The following is an 11,589-nucleotide window of genomic DNA, read 5'->3' on the forward strand; positions in this document are numbered from 1 at the left end:
CGCCAGCAGCGCCGCCGCCCTCGTCAGTGATCGGGCTTATAGACCCGCTCCCTTTCCCCAGTCAACAACGATTTTTAAAAATTCGGCAGATTTTTGTAAGTTGCTGATTTTGCGCTCGAAATTTGATACGAGCGAATAGCCGCTTGAAATCGGCGGCGCCTTCCGCCGGCCGCGCAAGGAGACAGGCCCTCCGCGGCTGCTGCATATATGGTTAACGCTCTATTGCTCTTCAAGGGGCGCATTTCGGCTGACCGTCGGCCGACCTTCCCTCAGAAAAGAGCCGCGGCTCTCCCTCGCCGCTTCGACGAGAAAATCGCGCACGGCTCTCACGCGCGGCATCGCCATCAGGTCGCGATGGCAGATCAGCCAATAGGTGCGTTTCAGCTCGATCTCGTCCGGCAGCACGATCTCGAGATTGGCTTCGTCCTTAGCCATGAAATAGGGCAACACGCAGAGACCGAGCCCCTGACGGGCCGCCTTCAGCTGCGTCAGGATGCTCGAACTTTGGAAATGGGCGCGCAGGCCCGGCTGGATCTCGCCGAGATAGTCGAGCCCGGGCGTGAAGATCATATCCTCGATATAGCCGACGAACCGGTGCGAGCTCAGGTCATTGCGGGTCCGGATCTTCGGATGCCGGGCGAGGTAGCTTCGCGCCCCATAGACGTGCAGCGTATAGGGCGTCAGCACCTCGGAATGATAGGGGCCTGCCTTGGGCGCGGCGAGCGCGACGGCGATATCGGCCTCCTTGCGCGACAGCGACATGATCTGCTGGATCGCCACCAGCTCCAGGGAAATGTTCGGATAGCGGCCGGCGAAGTCGGCAAGCCGGTCCGAAAGGAAGAAATTGCCGAAGCCCTCGAGCGTGCTCAGCCGCACGACACCGCGCTGGGCGGTCATGCCGTCGCTGATGTCGAGCTGCAGCTGCTCCGTTTCCCGTTCGATCCGTTCGGCGGTCTCGACGAAGCGCTGGCCCATGCCGGTCAGCACGTAACCGCGCGGATTGCGTTCGAAGAGCTTGACCTTGAGGGCAAATTCCAGCCGGTCGATACGGCGAGAAACCGTCGCATGGCTGGTTCTCAGGCGCCGCGCAGCGGTCGAAAGCTGGCCGGTGCGCGCCACGGCGAGGAAGAACTGCAGGTCGTCCCAGGTGAAATTCGGATTCATTCCGCCTCCCTTCTGTTCAAAAATGAACAGATGCTGTTTGCAATTTACGGTTTGAGCCGCTTGCTTCCAAGTAGAATTTTCCGGATGGTAAACGTCGAGGCCGGCAGTTGAGGAGCATGTCTGGCCAATTTTGAACAGAGCGATGCGAGAAGCGGCCGGGGCCTCGAAAGGTCACGGGCGAGTCCTATGTGTTTGCGCATGACGGCCAGCGTCGCCCTGAACATCCCTTGGGAGGAGGACAGATGAACAAGAAAGTGATCGCCACGCTTGCAATGCTGCTCGCCAGCAGCACCGCCGCTCTTGCCGACGCGTCCGACGGCAAGGTCAAGATCGGCATCTTGAACGACCAGTCCGGCGTCTATGCCGATTTCGGCGGCAAGTCTTCCTATGAGGCGGCGCTGATGGCGGTCGAGGATTATGGCGGCAAGGTGCTGGGCGTTCCGGTCGAGGTCGTCACCGCCGACCACCAGAACAAGCCCGACATCGCCTCCAATATCGCGCGGCAATGGTATGATACCGAGCAGGTCGACAGCATCATGGAACTCACCACCTCGTCGGTGGCGCTCGCCGTTCAGGCGATCTCGAAGGAGAAGAAAAAGATCGACATCGTCACCGGCGCGGCGACGACGGAGCTTACCGGCAAGCAATGCAGCCCCTATGGCTTCCACTGGGCCTACGACACCCATTCGCTTGCCGTCGGCACGGGCGGCGCGCTCGTCAAGCAGGGCGGCGACAGCTGGTTCTTCCTGACCGCCGACTACGCCTTCGGCTATTCGCTCGAGGAAAACACCGGCAACTACGTCAAGGAAAACGGCGGCAAGGTCGTTGGAGCGGTGCGCCATCCGCTGGCGACCACCGACTTCTCGTCCTTCCTGCTGCAGGCGCAATCCTCCGGCGCGAAGGTGATCGGTCTTGCCAATGCCGGTCTCGACACCTCGAACGCCATCAAGCAGGCGGCCGAGTTCGGCATCGTCCAGGGCGGTCAGCGCCTGGCGGCGCTGCTCTTCACGCTTGCCGAGGTCCACGGCCTCGGGCTCGACGCCGCGCAAGGGCTGACGCTTACCGAGGGCTTCTATTGGAACCGCGACGCCGAAAGCGCCAAGTTCGGCAAGCGCTTCATGGAGCGCACCGGCAAGATGCCGAATATGGTCCATGCCGGCACCTATTCCGCGGTGACGCAATATCTGAAGGCGATCGAAAAGGCCGGCAGCGACGATGCCGACGCGGTCGCCAAGGAACTGCATGCGATGCCGGTGAACGATGTCTTCGCACAGAACGGCACGGTGGCGCCGAACGGCCGCATGATCCACGACATGTACCTGCTCGAGGTCAAGAAGCCGGACGAGAGCAAGGAGCCCTGGGACTACTTCAAGGTTCTGGCGACCATCCCGGGCAAGGAGGCCTTCATCGATCCGGCCCAGAGCGGCTGCGATCTCGTGAAATCCTGACCCGGCCACCGAGCGATGAGCGTTGCCGCGCCTTTGGAAAATGGAGCGCCGCGGGTGGTTCTGTCCGCCCGCGGTCTCCGCCGCGACTTCGGCGGCTTCACCGCCGTCAAGGATGTCGACCTTGACGTCCACCATGCTCGCGTGCATGCGCTGATCGGCCCGAATGGAGCCGGCAAGACCACGGTCTTCAACCTGCTGACCAAGTTCCTGCAGCCGACCGACGGCACGATCACGCTGCTCGGCGAGGACATCACCAACACCGCGCCGGATAAGGTCGCCCGCATGGGCCTGGTCCGGTCGTTTCAGATCTCGGCGGTGTTCCCGCACCTGACGGTCCTCGACAATGTCCGCGTCGCCCTGCAGCGGCCGAACGGCTTGGCGACGCAGTTCTGGAAGCCGCTTTCGGCCCTCGATACGCTGAACGGCAAGGCCGAGCAACTGATCCGCGCCGTGGGGCTCGAAAAGGAGCGCAATGCGGTAGCCGCCGATCTTTCCTATGGCCGCAAGCGCGTCCTCGAGATCGCCACGACGCTCGCGCTCGACCCGAAGGTCCTGCTGCTCGACGAGCCGATGGCCGGCATGGGCCATGAGGATGTCGGCATGGTGGCCGAGATCATTCGTGAGGTGGCTCGCGAGCGCGCCGTGCTGATGGTCGAGCACAACCTCTCCGTCGTCGCCACGCTCTGCCACCACGTCACCGTGCTGCAGCGCGGCGAGATCCTGGCGGAAGGCGACTATGCGACGGTGTCGGAGGACCCGCGCGTGCGCACCGCCTATATGGGCACGGAGGAGGCTTGAGATGAAACCGCTGCTCAAGGTCTCCGGCCTCAACGCCTGGTATGGCGAGAGCCACATTCTCCACGGCGTCGACATGACCGTGGGCGAAGGCGAGATGGTGACGCTGCTCGGACGCAACGGCGTCGGCAAGACGACGACGCTCCGCGCGATCATGGGCATCGTGCGCGAGCGCAAGGGCGAGATTACCTTTGCCGGCGAAGACCTGATCCGTGTGCCGCTCCATCGCGTCGCCCATCGCGGCATCGGCTTCGTTCCCGAGGAGCGCGGCATCTTTTCGACGCTCTCCGTCTACGAGAACCTGTTGCTGCCGCCGGCCGTCGCTGAAGGCGGCATGACGATCGACGAGATTTTCGAGCTCTTTCCCAATCTCCACGAACGCCGCAACAGCCAGGGCACCAAGCTTTCCGGCGGCGAGCAGCAGATGCTGGCGATTGCCCGGATCCTGCGCACCGGGGTCAGGATGATGCTGCTCGACGAGCCGACCGAAGGCCTCGCCCCGGTCATCGTCCAGCGGATCGGCGAAGTGCTGAAGAAACTCAAGGAGCGCGGCATGACGGTTCTGCTGGTCGAACAGAATTTCCGCTTCGCCAGCAAGGTCGCCGACCGCTTCTATCTGATGGATCACGGCAAGGTGGCGGGCGAGTTTCCGGTCTCGGAGCTTTCCGCACGCATGGACATGCTGCATGACGTGCTCGGGGTGTAAGTGATGACGATGATCTTCGGAATTCCGCTCCAGGCGTTTCTCGGTCAGTTGCTGATCGGCCTCATCAACGGCTCCTTCTATGCGCTCTTGAGCCTTGGCCTCGCCATCATCTTCGGCCTGCTGCGGGTCATCAACTTCGCCCACGGCGCGCAATACATGCTGGGTGCCTTCGTCGCCTGGCTGCTGCTCGCGCATTTCGGCATCGGCTATTGGCCGGCGCTGATCCTCGCACCGCTTCTCGTCGGTCTCCTCGGCGCCGCTATCGAACGCACCATGCTGAGAAGGCTCTATTCGCTGGATCCCCTCTACGGCCTGCTCTTCACCTTCGGCCTGGCGCTGACCGTCGAAGGCACGTTCCGCTATCTCTACGGCGCCTCCGGTCAGCCCTATGCGACACCGGCGCTTTTGACCGGCGGCGCCAATCTCGGCTTCATGTTCCTGCCCGTCTATCGCGGCTGGGCGATCGTCTTTTCGCTCACCGTCTGCATCGGCACCTGGCTCGTCATCGAGAAGACCAAGCTCGGTTCGTACCTGCGCGCGGCGACGGAAAATCCGGTGCTGGTGCAGTCCTTCGGCATTAACGTGCCCTTCCTGCTGACACTGACCTACGGCCTCGGCGCGGCGCTCGCGGCGCTCGCCGGCGTGCTCGCCGCACCAATCTACCAGGTCTCGCCGCTGATGGGATCGAACATCATCATCGTCGTCTTCGCCGTGGTCGTCGTCGGCGGCATGGGCTCGATCATGGGGGCGATCGTCACCGGCTACCTGCTCGGTGTGGCCGAAGGCCTGACCAAGGTCTTCTATCCGGAGGCCTCCAATATCGTGATCTTCGTGATCATGGCCATCGTTCTCCTGCTGAGGCCAGCAGGCCTCTTCGGCCGGGATGCTTGATATGACGCTGACACTCGAACTTCAGAAGCAGAAGGAACGCACCCCGGTCGTCGCCCAGACGGTGTTTCTCGGGCTGGGCCTCGCGCTTCTCCTGCTCGCGCCGCTGTTCTTCTACCCCGTCTTCCTGATGAAGATCCTGTGTTTCGCACTCTTCGCCTGCGCCTTCAATCTGCTGCTCGGCTATACGGGGCTGCTCTCCTTCGGCCATGCCGCCTTCTTCGGCGGCGCGGCCTATTTCACCGCGCATGCGGTCAAGGAATGGGGCGTGCCGCCCGAACTCGGCATCCTCGTCGGCGTTTTCGGCGCCGCCCTGCTCGGCGCGGTCATCGGCTTCTTCGCCATTCGCCGCCAGGGCATCTATTTCGCAATGATCACGCTGGCCTTGGCGCAGATGTTCTATTTCTTCTGCCTGCAGGCCGAGTTCACCCATGGCGAGGACGGCATCCAGTCGGTGCCGCGCGGCCATCTGTTGGGCTTCCTCGACCTCTCGCAGTCGTCGAACATGTATTACTTCGTGCTTGCCGTTTTCGTGATCGGCATCGCGATCATCTGGCGGATCATCAATTCGCCCTTCGGCATGATCCTGAAGTCAATCCGCGAAAACGAGACGCGGGCGATCTCGCTCGGCTATTCGGTCAGGAACTACAAACTCGCCGCCTTCGTCATGTCGGCCGCACTGACCGGGCTTGCCGGCGGCCTGAAGGCGCTTGTCTTCCAGTTCGCGACGTTGACCGACGTCGGCTGGCAGATGTCGGGCGAGGTGATCCTGATGACGCTGCTCGGCGGCATCGGCACGCTGATCGGGCCGCTCTTCGGCGCAGCTCTCGTCGTAACGCTGCAGAATTATCTAGCGACCTCGGAATTTCCGGTGACGATCATCACCGGCGTCGTCTTCATGATCTGCGTGCTTTTGTTCCGCCGCGGCATCGTCGGCGAGTTCTATAATTCCCGCCTCGGCCGCCGGCTCGGCTTCGAGCACCGGCACAAGCACTGACGCGCGGTCTGACAAGAGAAAGCCCATGGAAGCGTTCGACTACATCGTCGTCGGAGCGGGGAGCGCCGGCTGCGTCCTCGCCAACCGCCTGTCGCAGAATCCGGCTCATCGCGTGCTACTGCTCGAAGCTGGCGGCAGCGACAATTATCACTGGATCCACATTCCGGTCGGCTATCTCTATTGCATCAACAATCCGCGCACCGACTGGTGTTTCACCACGGCTCCCGAGGAAGGCCTCAACGGCCGGTCGCTGTTCTATCCGCGCGGCAAGGTGCTCGGCGGCTGCTCTTCGATCAACGGCATGATCTACATGCGCGGCCAGGCACGCGACTACGACCTCTGGCGCCAGTTCGGCTGCACCGGCTGGAGCTGGGACGAGGTGCTGCCCTTTTTCAAGAAATCCGAGGATCACTATCGCGGCGCCGACGACATACATGGCGCCGGCGGCGAATGGCGGGTCGAAAAGGCGCGCGTCCGCTGGGCGGTGCTCGACGCTTTTCAGAAGGCGGCAGCCGAGGCTGGCATTCCCGAGACCGATGATTTCAACCGCGGTACTAATGAGGGTTCCGGCTATTTCGACGTCAATCAGCGCTCCGGCATTCGCTGGAACACCGCCAAGGCCTTCCTGAAGCCGGCTAAACACCGGCGAAATCTGACGATCCTCACCAAAGCGCATGTCCGCAGGCTGATCCTTGAAGCGGGACGCGTCGCCGGCGTCGAGTTCCAGCACGACGGCACGACCAAGCGCGTGCGCGCCCGCCGCGACACGGTGCTTTGCGGCGGCGCGATCGGTTCCCCGCACATTCTCGAGCTTTCCGGCATCGGCAATCCCGAAATCCTTCGCGCCAACGGGATCGAAGTGCATCACGCGTTGCCCGGCGTCGGCGAGAACCTGCAGGATCACCTGCAACTGCGCCTTGCCTACAGGGTCACCGGCGTTCCGACGCTGAACGAGAAGGCGAGCTCGGTCCTCGGCAAGGCGGCGATCGGCCTGGAATATCTCGTCCGCCGTTCCGGCCCGATGGCCATGGCGCCGAGCCAGCTCGGCATCTTCACTCGCTCGGGACCGGAGAAGGCAACGCCGGACCTGCAATATCATGTGCAACCAGTGACGCTCGAAAAATTCGGCGAACCGGTGCACCCCTTCCCGGCGATCACCGCCAGCGTCTGCAACTTGAGGCCGGAAAGCCGCGGCTCCGTGCACCTGAAGGGGCCGGACTTTGCCGCCGCGCCCGACATCCGCCCCCGCTATCTCACGGCCGAAGCCGATCGCGACGTAGCCGTGAAGGCGATCCGCCTCACCCGCCGCATCGTCTCGCAGCCTTCCTTCGCCCGCTACCAGCCGGTCGAGTTCAAGCCCGGGCCGAGCTACGAAACGGAGGAAGAGCTGAAACGCGCCGCAGGCGAGATCGGCACGACGATCTTCCACCCGGTCGGCACCTGCCGTATGGGGGCTGATGCGGAGAGCGTGGTGGATCCCGCGTTGCGCCTGCGCGGCCTTGAAGGCCTGCGCATCGCCGACGCCTCGATCATGCCGACGATCACCTCGGGCAACACCAATTCGCCGACCATCATGATCGCCGAGAAGGCGGCTGCGATGATCCTCGCGACGAACCGGTAGCCGCCTATTCGGCGGCCTCAGTCTCCGGCATCGGCACATAGTTGAGGATCGGCGAGAGCCAGCGCTCGACCTCGCGAACACCCATGCGCTTGCGTGCCGCGTAATCCTCGACCTGATCGCGCTCGATCTTGGCGACGCCGAAATAAAAGGCGTCCGGATGGCCGACATAGAGGCCGGAAACGGACGAGCCCGGCCACATCGCGTAGTTCTCCGTCAGGCTGACGCCGATCGCCGCCTCGGCGTCGAGCAGCCGGAAGAGCGTCTCCTTCTCGGTATGGTCCGGCTGCGCCGGATAGCCGGGCGCCGGCCGGATGCCCTGATAGGGCTCGGCGATCAATTCCTGCGGCGTGAAGGATTCGTCCGGAGCGTAGCCCCAGAGCTCCTTGCGGACATATTCGTGCATGCGCTCGGCAAAGGCCTCGGCGAAGCGGTCGGCGAGCGCCTTGACCAGGATCGAGGAATAATCATCATTGGCGCGCTCGAAGCGTTCGGCGATCGCCACCTCCTCGATGCCGGCCGTCACCACGAAGCCGCCGAGATAGTCGCGCCTGCCGCTGTCGACCGGAGCGACGAAATCGGCGAGCGCGACATTCGGCCGCCCGTCGCGCTTGGTCAGCTGCTGGCGAAGCGTGAAGAAGGTGGCAAGCTCGTGCTTGCGCGTCTCGTCGGTGAAGAGGCGGATGTCGTCGCCGGCGCTGCCTGCCGGCCAGAAGCCGACCACCGCCTTGGGCGCGAACCATTTTTCCGCAATGATCTGCTCCAGCATCGCCCGGGCGTCGGCGAAGAGCTGCCGCGCCGCCGGTCCCTGATGCTCGTCATCGAGAATGCGCGGATAGACACCCTTCAGTTCCCAGGTCTGGAAGAAGGGCGTCCAGTCGATATAGCCGGCAAGCGCCGCCAGGTCCCAGCTCTCGAAGACGCGCGTGCCGAGGAAGGAGGGCGTCGTCGGCTGATGCGCATTCCAGTCGACTTTCTGCGCATTGGCGCGAGCCTGCGACAGCGGCAGGCGACGCTTCTCAGCCTCATTACGCGCATGGGTATCGGCAACCTTCAGATACTCGGCGCGAATCGTCTCCTTGTAGCCGTCGCTTGCCTCCGGCGAGAGCAGGCTCGACACGACGCCGACGGCGCGGCTGGCATCGGTGACATAGACGGTCTGGCCGAGATTGTAGCGCGGATTGATCTTGACCGCCGTGTGCACGCGGCTGGTCGTCGCCCCGCCGATCAACAGCGGAATGTCGAAGCCTTCCCGTTCGAGTTCGGAGGCGACATGCACCATCTCGTCGAGCGACGGGGTGATGAGGCCGGAGAGCCCGATGATGTCGACCTTCTGCTCGCGCGCCACGTCGAGGATCTTTGCCGAGGGCACCATGACGCCGAGGTCGATGATCTCGTAATTGTTGCAGGCAAGCACGACGCCGACGATGTTCTTGCCGATATCGTGCACGTCGCCCTTGACCGTCGCCATCAGGATCTTGCCGGCGCTCTCGCGGGTCCCCTCGCCGCCATTGGCGAGCTTCTCGGCCTCCATGTAAGGCAGCAGCACCGCGACCGCCTGCTTCATCACGCGCGCCGACTTAACCACCTGCGGCAGGAACATCTTGCCAGCGCCGAAGAGGTCGCCGACCACGTTCATGCCGGCCATCAGCGGACCCTCGATGACATGCAGCGGGCGCTCGGCGGCAAGCCGCGCCTCTTCCGTGTCGGCCTCGATGAATTCGGTGATGCCGTTGACGAGCGCATGTTCGAGCCGCTTTGCAACCGTCCACTCGCGCCAGGTGAGGTCCTTCTCCTTGCCCTGTGCACCGCCCTGCCCGCGATAGCGCTCGGCGATTTCCAGGAGGCGCTCGGTCGCGTCGGCGCGGCGGTTAAGCACCACATCCTCGCAGGCTTCGCGAAGCTCCGGATCGATCGCATCATAGACGGCGAGCTGGCCGGCATTGACGATGCCCATGTCCATGCCCGCCTGGATGGCGTGATAAAGGAACACGGCGTGCATCGCCTCGCGCACCGGCTCGTTGCCACGGAAGGAGAAGGAGAGGTTCGATACGCCGCCCGAGATATGCACATGCGGCAGTGTGGCGATGATCTCACGCGTCGCCTCGATGAAGTCGACGCCGTAATTGTTGTGCTCTTCGATGCCCGTCGCCACCGCGAAGATGTTCGGGTCGAAAATGATGTCTTCCGGCGGGAAGCCGACCTCTTCGGTCAGCAGCCGATAGGCGCGCCCGCAGATCTCGACCTTGCGCGCTTTGCTGTCGGCCTGGCCCTTCTCGTCGAAGGCCATCACCACAACGGCCGCGCCATAGGCGCGCACCAGCCTTGCATGATGCAGGAATGCCTCCTCGCCTTCCTTGAGCGAGATCGAGTTCACCAGCGCCTTGCCCTGGACGCATTTGAGGCCGGCCTCGATCACCTCCCATTTCGAGGAATCGATCATCACCGGCACCCGGGCGATATCCGGCTCAGAGGCGACCAGGTTCAGGAACTCGACCATGGCACGGGTCGAATCGATCAGCCCCTCGTCCATGTTGATGTCGATGATCTGCGCACCGTTGGCCACCTGGTCGCGTGCCACATCGAGCGCCGCGGCATAATCGCCGGCGGTGATCAGCTTGCGGAATTTCGCCGAGCCCGTGACATTGGTGCGTTCGCCGACATTGACGAAGGGAATCTCATCGGTGAGCGTAAACGGCTCGAGGCCGGAAAGCCGCATGCGGCGTTCGATCTCCGGCACCTGGCGCGGCGGGTATTTTTTGACCGCTTCGGCGATGGCGCGGATATGAGCCGGCGTCGAGCCGCAGCAGCCGCCGACAATGTTGACGAGGCCGTCGCGGGCAAATTCCTCGATCTGCGCCGCCATCGCCTCCGGGGTTTCATCGTAACGGCCGAATTCGTTCGGGAGACCGGCGTTCGGATAGGCGCAGACGAGCGTGTCGGCAACGCTCGAAAGCTCGTCGATATGGGCGCGCATCGCATTGGCGCCGAGCGCGCAATTGAGCCCGATGGTGAAGGGCGCCGCATGGCGCACCGAATACCAGAAGGCAGTCGGCGTCTGGCCGGAGAGCGTTCGGCCGGAGAGATCGGTGATGGTGCCGGAGATCATCACCGGCAGGTGGATTGCCTTCTCGGCAAACACTTCCTGCGTCGCGAAGATCGCCGCCTTGGCGTTCAGCGTGTCGAAGATCGTCTCGATCAGGATGATGTCGGCGCCGCCATCAATGAGGCCGCGGACCTGTTCGGCATAGGCCAGCGTCAGGTCGTCGAAGCTGACGGCACGATAGCCGGGATTGTTGACGTCGGGCGAGATCGACGCGGTGCGGTTGGTCGGCCCGAGCGCACCGGCCACGAATCGCCGCCGGCCATCCTCCGCCTCGGCGCGCTTCGCCGCCCGGCGCGCCAGCCGCGCCCCGTCGCGGTTGAGCTCGTAGACCATGACCTCCATGCGGTAATCGGCCTGGGCGATCCGCGTCGAGGAGAAGGTGTTGGTTTCGAGGATGTCGGCGCCGGCGATGGCGTAGCGGTAATGGATCTCCTCGAGCGCTTTCGGCTGCGTCAGGGTCAGCAGATCATTGTTGCCCTGCTGATGGCAGGCGCAGCCGCTGAAGCGCTCGCCGCGGAAATGATCCTCGATGAAACCGAGCTGCTGGATCTCGGTCCCCATCGCACCATCCATGATGAGGATGCGTTCGCTCGCCGCCTCCTTCAGGGCCCGGAAGACTTCCGAGCCGTCGGGCCTGGGGGAGAGATCTCCGAAGAGGGACGCGGCGGACATGGGAAATCTCCCGTTCTGAAAACGACAAATGCTTTGCCGATTAAGTCACATAAAGATATCTTTATGTCAACATGCGATTCGATCACAATTTTGGCCAGGGGCAAATCTGGACGCAACAAAAAAGATCGGATGATTGGGGCTCCGGCGGCCTCCCTGCATGGGAGTAGCGGGAGATCGGTCTTCCGGGCAGGCTCC

General features: G+C 63.4%; 8 protein-coding genes. 6 read left to right on the plus strand and 2 right to left on the minus strand.

The window, feature by feature from the left end; translation table 11 throughout:
* Nucleotides 1-219: 219 nt before the first annotated feature.
* On the minus strand, nucleotides 220-1,164 hold the full coding sequence (locus ATC00_RS00320) for a LysR family transcriptional regulator (RefSeq protein ID WP_064251596.1): 945 nt from the start codon (nucleotides 1,162-1,164) through the stop codon (nucleotides 220-222).
* A gap of 242 nt (nucleotides 1,165-1,406) precedes the next feature.
* On the opposite strand from ATC00_RS00320, the gene ATC00_RS00325 reads away from it, so the two are divergent.
* The 6 genes from ATC00_RS00325 to ATC00_RS00350 are packed head-to-tail and all read left to right on the plus strand — an operon-like array spanning nucleotide 1,407 to nucleotide 7,619.
* Entirely contained in the window at nucleotides 1,407-2,612 is a 1,206-nt protein-coding gene (locus ATC00_RS00325) for a beta-hydroxybutyrate-binding protein (protein ID WP_037389660.1), read from the plus strand.
* A 15-nt stretch (nucleotides 2,613-2,627) separates the two neighbouring features.
* A complete protein-coding gene (locus ATC00_RS00330) occupies nucleotides 2,628-3,410 on the plus strand; it encodes an ABC transporter ATP-binding protein (RefSeq protein WP_037389658.1) in 783 nt (260 codons plus the stop codon).
* 1 nt (nucleotide 3,411) lies between these two features.
* Nucleotides 3,412-4,113, plus strand: coding sequence for an ABC transporter ATP-binding protein (locus tag ATC00_RS00335; protein ID WP_037389657.1), 702 nt, complete (start codon nucleotides 3,412-3,414; stop codon nucleotides 4,111-4,113).
* A gap of 3 nt (nucleotides 4,114-4,116) precedes the next feature.
* On the plus strand, nucleotides 4,117-5,004 hold the full coding sequence (locus ATC00_RS00340; RefSeq protein WP_037389655.1) for a branched-chain amino acid ABC transporter permease: 888 nt from the start codon (nucleotides 4,117-4,119) through the stop codon (nucleotides 5,002-5,004).
* Nucleotides 4,997-5,998 carry a branched-chain amino acid ABC transporter permease gene (locus tag ATC00_RS00345; RefSeq protein WP_064251597.1) on the plus strand — a complete coding sequence of 334 codons (1,002 nt, stop codon included), beginning with the start codon at nucleotides 4,997-4,999 and terminating at the stop codon, nucleotides 5,996-5,998. The genes ATC00_RS00340 and ATC00_RS00345 overlap by 8 nt, the downstream gene beginning before the upstream one ends.
* Before the next feature lie 25 nt (nucleotides 5,999-6,023).
* Nucleotides 6,024-7,619 carry a GMC family oxidoreductase gene (locus ATC00_RS00350; RefSeq protein WP_064251598.1) on the plus strand — a complete coding sequence of 532 codons (1,596 nt, stop codon included), beginning with the start codon at nucleotides 6,024-6,026 and terminating at the stop codon, nucleotides 7,617-7,619.
* A 4-nt stretch (nucleotides 7,620-7,623) separates the two neighbouring features.
* Here ATC00_RS00350 and metH read toward each other — a convergent pair whose 3' ends face one another.
* Complete coding sequence (gene metH, locus ATC00_RS00355) at nucleotides 7,624-11,394, minus strand: methionine synthase (RefSeq protein WP_064251599.1); 3,771 nt, start codon at nucleotides 11,392-11,394, stop codon at nucleotides 7,624-7,626.
* Nucleotides 11,395-11,589: the final 195 nt, after the last annotated feature.

The sequence above is a fragment of the Sinorhizobium americanum genome, assembly GCF_001651855.1.
GTDB lineage: Bacteria > Pseudomonadota > Alphaproteobacteria > Rhizobiales > Rhizobiaceae > Sinorhizobium > Sinorhizobium americanum.